13 protein-coding genes and 1 tRNA gene are annotated in these 14,385 nt (G+C 74.5%); 7 read left to right on the forward strand and 7 right to left on the reverse strand.

Annotated elements, in window-relative coordinates; translation table 11 throughout:
* Positions 1 to 304 precede the first annotated feature (304 nt).
* A complete protein-coding gene (locus DEF28_RS03540) occupies positions 305 to 841 on the forward strand; it encodes an NUDIX hydrolase family protein (RefSeq protein WP_114398866.1) in 537 nt (178 codons plus the stop codon).
* A gap of 100 nt (positions 842 to 941) precedes the next feature.
* Here DEF28_RS03540 and DEF28_RS03545 read toward each other — a convergent pair whose 3' ends face one another.
* From DEF28_RS03545 to DEF28_RS03555, 3 genes are all read right to left on the reverse strand, one after another.
* On the reverse strand, positions 942 to 1,739 hold the full coding sequence (locus tag DEF28_RS03545; RefSeq protein WP_114398867.1) for an IclR family transcriptional regulator: 798 nt from the start codon (positions 1,737 to 1,739) through the stop codon (positions 942 to 944).
* 306 nt (positions 1,740 to 2,045) lie between these two features.
* Positions 2,046 to 3,605: a cobyric acid synthase gene (locus DEF28_RS03550; RefSeq protein WP_114398868.1), complete on the reverse strand. Its 1,560-nt coding sequence runs from the start codon at positions 3,603 to 3,605 to the stop codon at positions 2,046 to 2,048.
* A 190-nt stretch (positions 3,606 to 3,795) separates the two neighbouring features.
* Positions 3,796 to 4,773, reverse strand: a complete 978-nt coding sequence (locus DEF28_RS03555; RefSeq protein WP_114398869.1) for a cobalamin biosynthesis protein — start codon at positions 4,771 to 4,773, stop codon at positions 3,796 to 3,798.
* Positions 4,774 to 5,467: 694 nt separating this feature from the next.
* Here DEF28_RS03555 and DEF28_RS03560 point away from each other — a divergent pair.
* Positions 5,468 to 5,540, forward strand: a tRNA-Arg gene (locus DEF28_RS03560).
* Positions 5,541 to 6,306: 766 nt separating this feature from the next.
* Positions 6,307 to 7,113 (forward strand): hypothetical protein, encoded by an 807-nt coding sequence (locus tag DEF28_RS03565; RefSeq protein ID WP_114398870.1) that lies wholly within the window; start codon positions 6,307 to 6,309, stop codon positions 7,111 to 7,113.
* A gap of 234 nt (positions 7,114 to 7,347) precedes the next feature.
* On the opposite strand, the gene DEF28_RS03570 is transcribed toward DEF28_RS03565, so the two are convergent.
* Together DEF28_RS03570 and DEF28_RS03575 are read right to left on the reverse strand one after the other, a co-directional pair.
* Positions 7,348 to 8,313: a chitinase gene (locus tag DEF28_RS03570; protein ID WP_114398891.1), complete on the reverse strand. Its 966-nt coding sequence runs from the start codon at positions 8,311 to 8,313 to the stop codon at positions 7,348 to 7,350.
* Positions 8,314 to 9,312: 999 nt separating this feature from the next.
* The gene (locus tag DEF28_RS03575) at positions 9,313 to 9,759 is read right to left on the reverse strand and encodes a DUF3592 domain-containing protein (protein WP_158562755.1); all 447 of its coding nucleotides are present in this window, start codon (positions 9,757 to 9,759) and stop codon (positions 9,313 to 9,315) included.
* Between the two features lie 630 nt (positions 9,760 to 10,389).
* Between DEF28_RS03575 and DEF28_RS03585 the strand changes: the two genes are divergently transcribed.
* From DEF28_RS03585 to DEF28_RS03600, 4 genes are all read left to right on the forward strand, one after another.
* Entirely contained in the window at positions 10,390 to 10,947 is a 558-nt protein-coding gene (locus DEF28_RS03585; RefSeq protein ID WP_147280164.1) for an RNA polymerase sigma factor, read from the forward strand.
* The gene (locus DEF28_RS03590; protein WP_114398874.1) at positions 10,944 to 11,468 is read left to right on the forward strand and encodes a hypothetical protein; all 525 of its coding nucleotides are present in this window, start codon (positions 10,944 to 10,946) and stop codon (positions 11,466 to 11,468) included. The genes DEF28_RS03585 and DEF28_RS03590 overlap by 4 nt, the downstream gene beginning before the upstream one ends.
* 22 nt (positions 11,469 to 11,490) lie before the next feature.
* Positions 11,491 to 11,886, forward strand: a complete 396-nt coding sequence (locus tag DEF28_RS03595) for a hypothetical protein (RefSeq protein WP_114398875.1) — start codon at positions 11,491 to 11,493, stop codon at positions 11,884 to 11,886.
* Positions 11,887 to 12,338: 452 nt separating this feature from the next.
* Positions 12,339 to 12,839, forward strand: coding sequence for a hypothetical protein (locus DEF28_RS03600; RefSeq protein WP_114398892.1), 501 nt, complete (start codon positions 12,339 to 12,341; stop codon positions 12,837 to 12,839).
* A 26-nt stretch (positions 12,840 to 12,865) separates the two neighbouring features.
* Here the strand turns inward: DEF28_RS03600 and DEF28_RS03605 are convergent, their stop codons facing one another.
* On the reverse strand, positions 12,866 to 13,768 hold the full coding sequence (locus tag DEF28_RS03605) for an alpha/beta hydrolase fold domain-containing protein (RefSeq protein ID WP_114398876.1): 903 nt from the start codon (positions 13,766 to 13,768) through the stop codon (positions 12,866 to 12,868).
* Positions 13,769 to 13,960: 192 nt separating this feature from the next.
* Positions 13,961 to 14,326 carry a hypothetical protein gene (locus tag DEF28_RS03610; RefSeq protein ID WP_114398877.1) on the reverse strand — a complete coding sequence of 122 codons (366 nt, stop codon included), beginning with the start codon at positions 14,324 to 14,326 and terminating at the stop codon, positions 13,961 to 13,963.
* Between the last annotated feature and the right edge of the window lie 59 nt (positions 14,327 to 14,385).

The raw sequence follows: 14,385 nt of genomic DNA on the forward strand, positions 1-14,385 counted from the left end.
CGCGGGCCGGACCCCGGGCCGGGATACCCGTGCACGTCGCTGCGGTGCGCCCGGGAGCGGCAGGCGCCCGCGGCAGCGGTCCGGCCCGGCTCTCTTCCTCGGCCTTCCTCGGCACCGGTGGCGGGCTCGCGGATCCCGGGTGTCCGTGCTTGGCGCCGGCGCACCGCCGAGGTCGCCCCCGGCCGGCGGACCGTGTTCGGCGGCCGTCGCCGGGAGGCCGGTGTCCGCCCGTCTTCCGACGTACCTACCGGTCCGAACCGGGGTTGCCCGGCGCCGCTCTGGTGGGATGAGGTAGAACGGCGACATGACCGAAACGACCGACACCACGCCCGGGTGGTTCTCCGCCGAGGAGCTGGACGCGGTGCGCGGCCGGCTGCCGATCCTCTACGTCAACGCCGTCCCGGTGCGCATCGACGACTCCGGAACGGTGACGAGCGTGGGGCTGCTGCTGCGGGTCGCGCCCGACGGGAGCATCAGCCGTGCGCTGGTGTCCGGGCGGGTGCTCTACCACGAGCGGATCCGCGACGCGCTGCTCCGGCACCTGGAGAAGGACCTCGGGCCGGTGGCGCTGCCGCGGGTGCCGATCTCGCCGCAGCCGTTCACCGTCGCCGAGTACTTCCCGACCCCGGGGGTCACCCCGCACCACGACCCGCGGCAGCACGCCGTGTCGCTGGCCTACGTGGTCCCGGTGGCCGGCGACTGCCGGCCGCGCCAGGACGCGCTCGACCTCGTGTGGTTCACGCCGGAGGAGGCGGCCACCCCGGAGGTGCGCCAGGAGATGTCCGGAGGCCAGGACGTGCTGCTGCTCCAGGCCCTGGCCTACGCCGGCCGGCTCGTCTGAGCCCGGCCGTGCCGCGCCCGCGAGGGGAGCGGCCGCGGCCCGGGCGGGATGGGACCCGGGCGGGATGGGGCGGCCTGGTGGCGGCCGGGCCCGCGCCGCCTCACATCCTGGTCAGCGGGCCGAACGGGGTGGCACCGGCCGCCTCGACGGCGTCGCGGGCGCGGATGAGCGCGTCGGTGACCGCGTCCTGCACCTCGGGCGAGTAGCGGGCGCTCGGGATGGAGCAGCTCACCGCGTCGATGGCCGGCCGGTCGTAGCGGACGGCGACCCCGACGCAGCGCAGGCCCACGACGTTCTCGCCGTCGTCGGTGGCGTATCCGCGTGCCCGGATCTCGGCGAGTTCGGCGAACAGCGCGCCGCGGTCGGTGACCGTGCTGTCGGTCAGGGCGGGCAGCGGGGCGGGGAGCAGGGCGTCGACCTCGGCGTCGGTCCGCTCGGCGAGCAGCGCCTTGCCGAGGCTGGTGCTGTGCGCCGGCAGGCGCCGGCCGACCCGGCTGAAGGGCCGCAGGTAGTGGCGCGACTCGCGGGTGGCCAGGTACACGACGTCCGCGCCGTCGAGCCGGGCGAAGTGCAGTGTCTCGCCGAGCTTCTCGGCGAGCGCGTCGAGGTGGGGGAGTACCAGGGCCAGGCGCGGGTCGGCGTCGATGTAGCCGGTGCCGGCGAGCAGCGCGCGGATGCCGATGGCGTACAGGGACCCGGTCGTGTCGGTGCGCACCCAGCCGCGGCCGACCAGCGTCTGCAGCAGCGCGTACAGGCTGCTGCGCGGCACGTCCATGCGCTCGGCGAGCTGGCGGAGGGTGGCCGGGCCGTCGAAGGAGCCGAGCGTCTCCAGCAGCTCGACGGTGCGCGCCGCGGACTTGACCTCCCGAACACCGCCCGTCTCGCGCGTGTCGGCCATGCGGCTCCTCCTCTCGATCGGTGGACTCCCCGGGCCGGTTCCCGCTCCCGGCGGGCCGCCGGTCGTCCAGACGCTTGGATGGTATCCACATCGCGGACATGCCCGCGCGCCGTCGGCGGGCGGCCGTTCCGCGGAACGCGCTCGCATATCGGACAAAGTGAATCTACGTCATAAAGACCGACATCGTCCGCGTTCCTCTCGTTCCGACCGCACAGGCCCGCCCCCGGGGCAGCGAACCCGGCCGAACCGGCGATCCCGCGTGCGCCGGCGGACCCCCGCGGTCGGGAAGGGGGCGGCCGGGCGCGGCTACCCCGCCAGCGGCCGGACGCCTCCCGGCGGAACCACGGGCAGGCCGCTCGGGGCCCCCTGCTCGATGAGGCGCAGCAGGGCGCCGGTGTCCATGTGCTCGGCGACCAGGTCGCCCAGCGCGTCCAGGCGGGCGGTCCGCTCGGCGGCGAAGTCGGTGCCGGGGGCCGGGGTGAAGGCGCGCCCGGCGCGGGCGGCGACGTCGGAGAGGAAGGCGCGGCGGAACGCGTCGTTCTCCAGGGCGCCGTGCCATGTGGTGCCCCACACCGCCCCCACCCGGCGGCCGTCCAGGAACGGTTCGCCCTCGGAGGGGTCGTCGACCGTGGTGACCCCGTGGTGGATCTCGTAGCCCGCCACCGGCCGCCCGTAGGCGGTACCGCTCGGCCGGCCCAGGGTCTTCTCGCGCGCGAACGCCACGCGGGTGGGCAGCAGCCCCAGACCGGGCACCCGGCCCGCGCCGGACTCCACGTCGTCGTGGATCTCGCGGGCCAGCATCTGGTACCCGCCGCAGACGCCCAGCACCGGCCGGCCGGCGGCGGCGCGCCGGACAACGGCGTCGGCGAGGCCGCGCTCCCGCAGCCAGGCGAGGTCGTCGACCGTGGCGCGGCTGCCGGGCAGGATCACCAGGTCGGCGTCGTCGACCTCGTGCGGGCGCGTCACGAAGCGCACGTCCACCCCCGGCTCCACGCCCAGCGCGTCGATGTCGGTGAAGTTGCTGATGCGCGGCAGCCGGACGACGGCGACGCGCAGGCTCTGCGCGCCGAGCGGCGGCCGCGCCGGGCCGCGGTCGGCCGCCAGGCCGAGGGAGTCCTCGACGTCGATCCAGAGGCCGTCCAGCCAGGGCAGCACCCCGTGCACGGGACGTCCGGTGAGGTCGCGGATCATGTCCAGCCCGGGAGCCAGCAGCTCCGGGGCGCCGCGGAACTTGTTGATGACGAAACCGGCGACGAGCGCCTGGTCGGCGGGCTCCATGAGCGCGAGGGTGCCGTGCAGCGCGGCGAACACGCCGCCGCGGTCGATGTCCCCGACGAGCAGGACCGGCAGGCCGGCGGCCCGGGCCAGGCCCATGTTGGCGATGTCGCCGGCGCGCAGGTTGATCTCGGCGGGGCTCCCGGCCCCCTCGCAGACCACCACGTCGTAGTCGTCGCGCAGCTCGGCGAGGCTGTCCAGGGCGACCCGGCGCAGCCTGTCCCGGTAGGCGCGGTACCCGACCGCGTCGGCCTCGCCGACGGCGCGGCCGCGCACCACGACCTGGCTGCGGCGGTCACTGCCCGGTTTGAGGAGAACCGGGTTCATGGCGGCGCGCGGCTCGATGCCGCATGCGGCCGCCTGCATGGCCTGCGCCCGGCCGATCTCGGCGCCGTCCGGGGTGACCACGGAGTTCAGGGACATGTTCTGCGCCTTGAACGGCGCCACCTTGATGCCCTGGCGGGCCAGCCACCGGCAGATGCCGGCCGTGACGACGCTCTTGCCCGCGTCGGAGGTGGTGCCGGCGACCAGCAGCGCGTGGCCGGTCGTCCGTTCATCGCCGCCGCCGTCCCGGCCGCGGACTGCGCGCATCGTCCGAGCTCCCTCTCCTGCTCTGCCGTCCGCCTGGGCGGCGGGCCGCGCCGCCTCCGGTCCCCGCGCGGAGCGGGTCAACGATAGCGGGCACGTCGTCAGCCGCGCGGGGCGGCCCGCGGCCGGGGGCAGCCCCGGGCGGGACGCGGGGCCGGCTCGTCCCCGGCTCCCGGGCGCGCCAGCCGCAGGGTCAGCCCCGAGCGGGACGCGGGGCGGGCCGGCTGGCGAGTGCCCAGCTCCCGGCCGCCGCGAGCAGCGCCGCCGCCGCGTGCACGGCCCGGGAGAGCCGCACGGCCCGCCGGATGTCGCCCGCGCCGGGCCCCCGGCCCTCCCCGAGCTCCGGGCGGTGCTCGACGCGCATCCCGTAGACGTTGGTGCCGCCGAGCCGCACGTCGAGGGCGCCGGCGAAGGCGGCCTCGGCCTGCCCGGCGTTGGGGCTCGGATGGCGGTGGCCGTCCCGGCGGGCGGTCCGCCACGCGCGCAGCGGGCTGCCGCCGACGACCGGGGCGGCCGCGGCGGTGAGCACGGCGGTCAGCCGCGCGGGCGCCCAGTTCACGACGTCGTCGAGCCGGGCGGCGGCCCAGCCGAACCGCTCGTGGCGCGGCGAGCGGTGGCCGACCATGGCGTCGAGGGTGTTGGCGGCGCGGTAGCCGAGCAGCCCCGGCAGCCCGAGCAGCGCCCCCCAGACCAGCGGGGCGACGACGGCGTCGGAGGTGTTCTCGGCGACGGACTCGACGGTCGCGCGGGCGATGCCCTTCTCGTCGAGCGCCGCCGGGTCGCGCCCGCACAGGTGCGGCAGCCGGCGCCGCGCGGCGGCGAGGTCCCCGGCCTCCAGCGCGTCGGCGACCAGGCCCGCCTCGCGGCCGAGCATCGCGCCGCCGACCACGGTCCAGGTCGCCGCGCCGGTGAGCAGCGCCCGCCGCCAGGGGCCCGCGCGGTGCTGCAGGGCGGCCCCGGCGAGCACCACCGGCGCGGCGGCGCACAGGACGTATGCCGCCCCCCGGGCGCGGGAGGCGGCGTGCATCCGCCGCTCCAGGGCACCCGCGGCCCGTCCGAACAGCGCGACCGGGTGGCCGCGTTCGGGGTCGGGGAACACGTGGTCGAGGGCCGCTCCGGCGAGCAGCCCGAGGGCGGCCGGCCAGGCGGGGGCGGGGCGGGTCCGTGTCACGGCCCCACCGTAGTGCCGCGGGTCATCGGACCCGCGCCGACGTCCCAATTCTGGGCAATACGGTGCATGCCTCGTTGACCGCGTCTCCCGCACCGCCCTATACCGGTGATCCACCCGGCGGCCGGTTCGACCGCGGGTGGGGGATGAGGGGGTGTCCGATGCTGTTCGCCGCGATCCTCCTGGCCATTGGACAGTGGTGGACCTGGTAGCCGCCGCGGGCCGTGCGCCGGACGGCGGCGGCCACGTCGGGCCCGCCGGCCCGGGGGTGCCCGGGTGTCCGGTCCCGGCCACCGGGCCGCGGGCCCCGCACTCGCCTTCCGGCCGCCGCGCCGGCGGCGGACCGCCACCGCGGGAGCCGATCCCCGGGGGCGCCGGAAACCGCGGTGCGCGGCGACGGCGGCGGAGCCGCCGCACGCACCGGCAGGCGGCCCGTCCCGGAGCCGGCGGCGTTCGTGTTTCGCGTGATACTGCGCGAACATGGTGTTCGTGTCGCGACAGCCCGCACCGGTTTCGGACGATCTGCCGCGCGCCGGCACCCGGTGAACACTCCAAGGTCCCCGCGTCGCCCGAGAGCGGACATCGGTCCTTCCGCAGGTCAGGCAGTCCCACGGATCCTGTACTGACACACCGATGTGCAAACCCGGTAAAATCGTCCCGGACTGGTAAAGTGCCTGGTCAGTAACGACCAAGCCAGGCGCCCGTAGCTCAGTGGATAGAGCACCGGACTTCTAATCCGACGGTCGCAGGTTCGAATCCTGCCGGGCGCGCCCTTCCTCGCCACGCGAAACGCCCTCCGACCTGGAGATTCAGGCCGGAGGGCGTTCGACGTCATCGGTGGTTGGCGATGGCGACCCGGGGCTGTCAGGGGCGCACCGCGGCCAATCCACGGCCACGTTCAGCCGGTCTGATCTGGAGCCGGTTCCTCCTCGATCCGCGGTGGGGGGACAGAGCCGCCGGTGCCGGGCCGGGCGGCCTCGGCGCGGCGCCGCGGCAACGCGGCCAGTAGGCGGTTTCGGGCGGATCACGGAAATGCGGTGCGCGTGGTCCCATCGGTCGGCTACGTCACCGGGCCCGGCATCGTGGCCGCCTTCGCTGGTCCGCTCGGTGTCAGTGATGGAGGGCCGATCCGCCCAGCGTCAGCGGCCGCTGGCAGCATCAACCGCTATGAGCATCACCCGTACTACCCCGCCGCGGCCGCTCGACGTGACCGCGCTCTTCCCTCAACTGGCCCCGCTGGCCCGCACGGCGACCCGGCTGCACCCTCGCCCTGGGGATCCGTCGGCACGTGACAGCTCGGTCGGCGGTCCGCTGTTGTGGCCGGCTGGAGAGCCGTGGCCGCACTGCGAAGGACCGCACGAGCTCGACGGGGTGAACCCGGCCCGGTCGCCGGCGGGCGTGAGACGGGAACGCCGGATCCATGCCGCCGCGCAGGGCCGGGATCTGACCTCGCGGGAACGGGAGACCCTCGCCCGCATCCGCTCCCCGAGGACCTATCCGAGACCAGGGCCGAGCCGCCGACCGTATGACGGTTCGATGGCGATGTTGCCGCTGGCGCAGCTGTACGCGCGTGACGTGCCCGATCTGCGCCCGCCCACCGGGGCAGATCTGCTGCAGGTGCTGTGGTGCCCCTTCGACCACCCTCCGATGAGCTTCATGCCCAGGACCGTGGTGTTCTGGCGGTCCGAGGCCGCGGTCACCGACATCCTCACCACACCCCCGGAACCGCCCGTGGTGCAGTTCGACGGCTACCTGCCCGAGCCGTGCCTGCTCGCTCCGGAGCAGATCACCGAGTACCCCAACCCCTTGGAGCTGAGCAAGGACGTGCGGGCCCAGCTCGGGGACTGGAGCATGTGGCAGGCGGCCGGCGGCGCGGTGGACAGCCGGTACGCGTCGTACCCGGAGGAGTTCTACTCGGCCGATCTGTCCGTCGCGCCCGGCTGGAAGGTCGGCGGCTGGGCCCCCTGGGGGTACACCGATCCCAGGCCCCAGTCCTGCCCCGCCTGCGATAGCGCGATGGTCCCGCTGCTGACCATCCCCACCTTCGAATGGGACGACAGCACGCGCAGCTGGATCCCGGACGACCGCGGAGATCGCGAACACACCAGTCCATCCTCCGTCCGCACTCGCCCGGAGGGCCAGGCCGTGATCGACTTCTTTCGCGCCCAAGGCATCGAGGCCCACGACCGTGGTCGCGTCCCCCGCGATGCCCGCGTCGCGCCGCTCGGCACCGACACTGTCCCAAGGCAACCGACCGCCGTCCAGATCGCCAGCGGCCAACGGCAGCAGCTCTACATCTGCCCGACGTCTCCGGAGCATCCCCACACCGAGCTGATGCAGTAGCCGCACCGACGACGACCGGTCGCCTCGTCGTCTCCCCATCCGGGAAGCATCGGCCGGAGGCGGGAGACCCGCTGGGCCGCAACACGCGGTCATCTGGCGGACCAGGTGAAGAGGCCCGCCACGTGCGGTCCGGCGAGGTGGACGGCTGCTGCCTCCTCGTCGAGGACCATGTGCTGCCCGCCCGGCCGGCGCGTTCACGCGATGGCCGGGCGGGTGCGGGCCCGGAGCGGGTTGTCAGGTGCCGAGGCGCGCTCCGACCTGGTTGGCGAAGGCGTAGCCGTTGGTGGCGTCCCAGTTGATCGACCACGTCATGGCGCCGCCGATGGGGCCGTAGGGCTGCGCGGGGGTGAAGGACCCGCAGTTGGTGCCCCGTTCGAGGCAGTCGAGGGCGCGGACCACGTTGGCCGGTGCCTGGTAGCCGCCGCCCGCCGCCGACGGGGTCGCGGGCAGGCCCAGGCCGACCTGGTCGGGACGCAGCCCCAGCTCCAGCTGGATGCATGCCTGGGCGGTGAGGAAGTCGACCGTGCCCTGGCTGTAGACCTGCCCGTCGCAGCCCAGCATCGTGCCGGAGTTGTAGTACTGCATATTGACGATGGTGAGGATGTCGGAGATCGCCCGCGCCAGCTGGTGGTAGGCGAAGGACGGCGCCTGGAAGTCGATGGTCTGCGGCGCCATCGTGATCAAGAGGTCCGGGCCGGCCTGCGCGGACAGCGCGCGCAGCGCCTCCTCCATGTACTGGGCGTTGATGCCGTGTTCGAGGTCGATGTCGACGCCGTCGAAGCCGTACTCGTTCATCAGGTCATAGGTGGTGCGCGCGAAGTTCGCGGCCTGCGTGGAGTTGGTGACGTCCACGTGGCCGCGCTCGCCGCCCACCGAGATGACGACCTTGCGCCCCTGGGCCTGGACCGCGGCGATGTCGTCCTTGAACTGCTGCTCGGTGTAGCCGTTGAGCTCGCCGCTGGCCAGGTTGAAGGTGATGCCGCCGGGGGTGCCGGCGAGGTTGTCGGCGAAGGCGACCGCGATCAGGTTGTAGGCGTCGGGGACGGCGCTGATCGGCAGCGTCGTGGATCCGTTGTTGAAGTTGTGCCAGTAGCCGGTGAGCCACGGGCCCCCGGCGGCGGTGGCCGCCGGGGCGTCGGTCTCGGCACCGGAGTCGGCCGAGGCGGGCAGCGCCGCCGACGTCAGCCCAACCGCCATCATCAGGATGGCGGCGAGGGTGAGCGGGTGTCTGCGTCGTGCGTGAGCCTGCACAGGGTGCTCCTTCGATCCGTTCTTCCGTGGGGGGACGGTATGGGCCCCCGGCCGCGCGCTGCCGGGGTGCCCGTTGGGCCGGATCCGGTCGGGCTCGAATTGCTAAGAACCTAAGAGAACCCGATTGCGGCGTCAACAGCGTCGACAGGGCGCACGTATTCACGGCCGTCCGCCGCCGGGATCGGAAATCTGATGAATGTCCACCTCAGCCATACGGTCGCGGTCAACCGAGGGCCGCTCCCGAAATCGGTGCGAATTCGAACCCGTCGAAGGCCGCGCCCCGCGGTGTCCGTGCCGCGGGGATCCGCGGCCACGGCAGCCGGTGCGGCCCTCCGCCGCTGCCCGGCCCCGGACACCGCTGCGGCCGCCGCCTGCCAGGTCACCGGCGTCGGAGGGGGTCGCACGACGGGGGATCGCGGCCGGAAGATGTGACGGTGCCCCGTCAGGATGGCGCTGGAGATTGCTTATTCGTCACGTCGACGGCGGGCGGTTCTTTCCAATCCTCCATACATGGGCGCGTGGTGCGGTGAAATGAAGCGGTCCACGCGATTTTATGGCTTTGGTGCGTCGGTCCGCACGCAGCACGCGAACAATCGGGGCGTCTTCGCGGAAACACCGGCTGGTCACCAGAAATGCGAAATTCCACGGACTCTCGGTGATTCGGGCTCCGGTCGAATCCGTCGGACCGCACGTCCGGGGATCCCGGGGTCCACCCCGCCGGGCGCGCCATCCCCGCCGGGGGCTCGGGCGCGGATGTGAGTGGTGGCGGCCAGGACGCCGGGGCCCCGCCTCCTCTTCAGGCCCCGTCGCGGCCGCTGCCAGGCACTGCCGCTCGCCGTCGCCGCCCCGGGCCCGGCCCGCCCGGCGCGCGGGCGCATGTTCCCTGCGTGCGGACTGGGACACCGCGGCCCGTCTCACAGAGGGGTCCGGTGCGGCGCGAGCCGCGCCTCACCCCGGCCGCGCGATCCATGAGAAGACGCCCAGCGCGGTTCCCACCAGGAAGAACACCGACCCGGTGGTCAGCAGGAGCACGGCGCCCGCGGTCGTCGCCCTGGCCTCGACGATCTCCGCCCGCCGCGGGTCTTCGGGGTCGTAGGCCACCGTCACCCGGCGCCCCTCGCGGAGCAGCCCGAAGTTGGTCGAGACCCGCTGCCGGGTCCGCACGTGCCGGCCCTCGCGGGTGACGAACTCGAACACCATCGCGCTCGTGCCGTTCCCGCCCCCGGACCGGCCGGTGACGGTGCCCGGCACGCGGATCCCGTGCCGGCGCAGCCATGCGATGGTGCGCAGTTCGCGGCCGCCGACACAGACGAGGGCGCCGCCGATCAGCACGAACACGGTGATCAGGGTGAAGGGCGGGCTCGCCGAGGCGGTCAGGACGCTACCGATGTGCAAGGGATCCCCCGTCCGAGGTGTCGGTTCCGGCGCGGAATCCCCATCGTCACCGGGAACTCCGCCCGCGGCCATAGCCGGGCGCGCCAGAAGCCCGGCACCGCGTGCCGAGCCCGAGGCAGACCCGAGGCAGGCCCTGTCCGGCGCGCCGGATGCTCGGGGGCCGGTGCTGGTGCCGGTGCCGGTGCCGGTGCCGATGCGGGAGCGGACGCGGGTGCCGGCCGGCGTTCGGGAGCGCCGCGCACCTCGCGAGGGCTCGGAGCGCCCCTCGCGGCGGCAGGGGAGCCCTCCTCGCCGGGGGCGCGCGGTCCGCCGCTCCGCCCGCCCGGCTCCGCCCTTCGGGCTCCGTGGCGCACGTCCCCCGGAAACCTCTCGCGGCACACTGGCCCCTAAAGCTCCATTCATGCCGTTCTGTCCTTGAAATTCGCCATTCTTGACAATGCGGGCGCGTGGCAGAATATTTTGCCCCGAGTACTCGTTAATCACATGCTCTGAGCTGGGAAAAGTAACAATTTCGGGGTCTGTGGATCTTATAGGCAAGGGCCGCTGCGGCGGTCCGAGCGGAGCCCGTCCGACCCGTGGCGGATCTCCGCGATCAGTGCCCTCCGGCAAACGCCAAGCGCAAGGAAGTGTGTGTTGGACGAAGATCTGTTCGTCGCGTGCCCTCCCACGGAGGACAGCGAGATCGACGACGAGATGGTGGAGCAGGTCAGCTGGGAGTACCTGGCGGAGAAGGAGCTGCCCAACATCGCCGTCTACCTCCTGAAGATCGGGGCCACCCCCGAGGAGGCACGCGACTGCGCCCGCATCGCCCTGCACCAGAGCTGGGAGAAGCGCGACACGATCGACAACATGCGGGCCTACCTTCGCGTGACCGCGAAGAACATCTACCTCCGCTCGGTGCCGAAGCAGGTGCCGCTGGAGGAATGCGACGACCCGCCCGCTCCGGAGCACCTGTCGCCCGCGGCCCGGGTGGAGGCCCGGGACGAGGTGGCCCGTGTCATGGCCGCGATCCGCGAGCTTCCGCTCAGCCAGGCGGAGGCCGTGGCGCTCACCCTCGACGGCTTCACCACCAGCGAGATCGTCGCGATCACCGGCAGCACCCCGGCGGCCGTACGGACGGCCCTGCACCGCGGGCGGGCGGCCCTGAAGAAGCGCCTGGCGCCACAACCCGAAAAGGACGACGCGTGACCGACGAGGAACTCGACCGACTGCTCACCCGTACCGACCGCGCGCTGCTGCACGCCTGGCACGCCGAGTTCGCCCGCATGCCCCGCCCCGCTCCGCCCGGCGCCGGCCCGGCCGAACCGGTCCTGCCCGCCGAGACCGTGGAGATCGACCTGGTGGCCACCGGCCAGTTCCACTCCTACCTGGTCAGCCTGCTCGCCATCACCGACCTGCTGGTGGAGGTCACCGCCCACTTAGGGCGCGAGGGCCGCATGGTCACCTCCCAGGTGCGCGGGCACCTCGACCGGCTCCGGGCCGGCCTGGACACCCGGACGCTGCGCCGCGACGACGCGCTGGACCTCATCGCCGACATCCGCAGCGCCGAGCGGCGCCTGCGGGCGATGATGCTCTGGGAGTTCGCCCCCTCGACCTGCCGGTGCACCTACACCGCCCTGGACAACCTGAGCGACGCCATCGCGAACCTGCGCCGGCAGGTGCACGCGCTCTTCGGCGACAGCGACACCCGCGACCTCGCCCAACGCTGAACGTCCCGGAAGGAAGAGACCGGTGCCTGCCCGCCGCAGCTCCACCTCCACCTCCACCTCCGCGTCCTCGCCCCGCTGCGCCGAGGGGTGCCGCTCCCTGGAGCGCGCCCTCGGCCGGCGGGCCGGCGCCGACGACCACGCCTTCACGTGCGCCGCCTGCGGCCACCTGGTGTGCGCGATGTGCGGTACCACCCCCGTGGAGTGGGCCGGCTACATCTGCCGCGGCTGCGTGGCGCCCGCGCCGGCCCGGCACCTGACCGCGGGCCAGCTCCGCGCCGCCCTCGCAGGCGTCGCCGACGACACCGTCCTCACCCCCGCCACCCTCGCCCAGGCGCTGCGACAGCTCGGCATCACCGCGACCACCGAACCGGCGGGCGCCACCCGGCTCGACCAGGTCGTCGCGGCCGTCTGGCCGTGACGCCGCCCGGAAGGGCGGCGGCCGCGCGGCAGCGGCCGGGGCCGGCCATCGCCCGGCGAGCCCGGACCGCGGCGGGGAGGCGTCCGCACGCCGCTGACGCGCCGCCCGTGACGTCGGTCCCGGTCCCCGGCCCGGGCCTGCCTGGGGCGCGAGGCTCCCGGGCGGCCGGAGCGGAAGGCCCGGACCGCCGTCCGGGCTTCCTGGCGGCCGGCCGGGGCAGCATGCTGGGTTTTTGGGGATATCGCCCCTTCTTGTGGTAGAGATCCCCACGAGCATGAAGAGGCTGACGGCCACCCGGGTGCGCCCAGTGGCACTCCGCGACGGCCGCGATGGCCGCCCGCACCCTGCCGACGGGCGGCGGGCCCGTGAGCGCACCGCCCGGTGCCGCCTCGGGCGCCGCGCCGCCCGCGTTCGAACCCGGGCCGCCGTCCCCGTCCCCCCAGGAGGTCCCCATGCCCGTCTACGTCTGCTCCCTGGCCGGCGCCATCGCCCAGGCCGTCCCGCCCGGCGGCGGCTACCACCTGCTCCGCTTCCCCTTCGACTCCTCCGGCGAGGCCTACGACGTCCACCGGATGCACGACCCCGTCCAGCCCGACGGGCATGTGGTCGAGGACTGGCGGACCGATCCCCGCAGCGGTCTGATCTGGCCGCGCGTGAACGGGTGGGGCCAGCTGCACGCCAACATCCACTGGCGGGCCGGTGACTACGGTGAGCTGCGCGACCGGTTCTGCCGTGACCCCCTCGACCTGTCCACCGGCGTCGACTCCACCGGCACCGACCACCGCCCGCCCTCGCCCGGGATGCAGTGCTTCACCAAGAGCCACGGCATCTTCGTCCGGCCCGGTACGCCGCTCGGCCTCATGGTGGGCCATACCGCCACGGCCGCGGCGACGGTGGAGTACGCGCAGTTCAAGCTGGTGATCCACGCCGACGTCGCCGCGGCGGCCACCTGACGAGGGCTCCCCGGCCGCGGCGCTGGTCAGCCGACCGCCCGGCGCACGTGCCCGGCGATCAGGTCGTACATGCGCTCCGTCACCTCGCGGGTGCCGTGCATGATGTTGTACCCGTGGTCGACTCCGGCGACGTCGTGGTGCGCCACCAGCGCGCCGGCGGCCGCCAGGGACGCCGCGTAGGAGGCGCCCTCGTCGCGGAGCACGTCGAACTCGCAGGTGACGACGAGGGCGGGTGCGATGCCGGCGATGCCCTCGGCGTTGGTCCCCCAGGCCGGCGAGACCAGGCGGTCGCGCCGGGCGGCGGGGTCGGGCGCGTACGCGGCGTCGAAGATGTCGGTCATCCAGGGCCGGACCACCGGCCGGTCCGTCCGGCCGCGCTTGGCGCGGCCGGGGGTGACCAGGTCCAGCGGGGCGTAGTGCAGCATCTGCAGCGCGATGGCCGGCCCGCCGTTCTCCAGGGCGAGGCGCGCGGCCCCGGCGGCGAGCCCGCCGCCCGCGCTCTGGCCGCCCACGCACAGCCGGCGTCCGTCCCAGTCGCGCTCCGGCCGCGCGGCCCACGCCACGACGTCGGACACCTGCTCGACGGCGACCGGGAAGCGGTGCCGCGGCGCGACGGAGTAGTCCACGCTGACCACGGCGACGCCGGCCCGCGCCGCCAGGAAGCGGCACCACGGGTCGTCCTGCTCGGGATGGGCGATGACGTATCCGCCGCCGTGGATGTTGACGTACACCGCCGGCCTGCCGGAGCCGGACGCCGCCGGGAGGTACACGGTGCACGCGACGTCCCCGTGGCGGGTCGGCACCCGGACCGCGGCCGTTCGGCCGGGGATCTCGGCGAAGCGGAGTTCCGGCTTCAGGCGGGGGACCATGACGGGCTTGAGGACCCACGCCGCTGCGGTGGCGACGGCCGGGACGGACAGGAGGGACATCGGGGCTCCGTACTCTGCGGTGGACCCGGCGGGGCGGCGGCCGGGCCGCGCACGCTGGGAGGTCGGGACGGTGGGGCGGCCACGGGGGAGGACGGCCGGAGCTGGTGCGGCCGCGCGTGCGCCCCCGCGTCCGGGCCCGGGGTGGCACGGGGACACGCCTTCCCCCGGGGGCCCCGGAAGGCGGGCGGCGCGCTACCGGTTCCCGCGGGACACCGGCCACGGGTCCGCGGCGGCCCGGTACGGTCCTTCGGTGTACTCCGCCAGCCGCCGGACGCGGGATCGCTCCAGGTCGCGGACCTCGCCCGCGAGGCCGCCGCGCCGGGCGTGGCGGCGGGACGCGCGGGCGGCGGCCGTCAGCTGCTCGTGGGTGAGTCCGTCGCAGCTCTCGCGGACCCGCCGGCGGAGGTCGGCGAAGGTCCGGTGGTGCTCGGCGGCGCGGTGGAGTTCGGCGGCGAGGTGGGCCACGTAGGCGGGGTCGCTCAGGGCGTCGGCCAGACTGTGCAGCACGGCAGGGGAGTAGCGCTCGGTGAGCGGGGCGATGTGCCAGTGGGTGACCATGGTGCCTCCTGCGGGGGCGTTTCCACGACCGTATCGCCTGGTAGTGACATTCTTCGGCG

It is taken from the genome of Marinitenerispora sediminis, from assembly GCF_003336425.1.
GTDB classification, from domain to species: Bacteria; Actinomycetota; Actinomycetes; order Streptosporangiales; family Streptosporangiaceae; genus Marinitenerispora; species Marinitenerispora sediminis.

Excerpts from the sequence above, each read along its gene's own strand:
- DEF28_RS03540 (WP_114398866.1), top strand. The coding sequence starts at position 305 with ATGACCGAAACGACCGACACCACGCCCGGGTGGTTCTCCGCCGAGGAG.
- DEF28_RS03545 (WP_114398867.1), bottom strand. The coding sequence starts at position 1,739 with ATGGCCGACACGCGCGAGACGGGCGGTGTTCGGGAGGTCAAGTCCGCG.
- DEF28_RS03550 (WP_114398868.1), bottom strand. The coding sequence starts at position 3,605 with ATGCGCGCAGTCCGCGGCCGGGACGGCGGCGGCGATGAACGGACGACC.
- DEF28_RS03565 (WP_114398870.1), top strand. The coding sequence starts at position 6,307 with ATGGCGATGTTGCCGCTGGCGCAGCTGTACGCGCGTGACGTGCCCGAT.
- DEF28_RS03570 (WP_114398891.1), bottom strand. The coding sequence starts at position 8,313 with ATGATGGCGGTTGGGCTGACGTCGGCGGCGCTGCCCGCCTCGGCCGAC.
- DEF28_RS03600 (WP_114398892.1), top strand. The coding sequence starts at position 12,339 with ATGCCCGTCTACGTCTGCTCCCTGGCCGGCGCCATCGCCCAGGCCGTC.
- DEF28_RS03605 (WP_114398876.1), bottom strand. The coding sequence starts at position 13,768 with ATGTCCCTCCTGTCCGTCCCGGCCGTCGCCACCGCAGCGGCGTGGGTC.
- DEF28_RS03610 (WP_114398877.1), bottom strand. The coding sequence starts at position 14,326 with ATGGTCACCCACTGGCACATCGCCCCGCTCACCGAGCGCTACTCCCCT.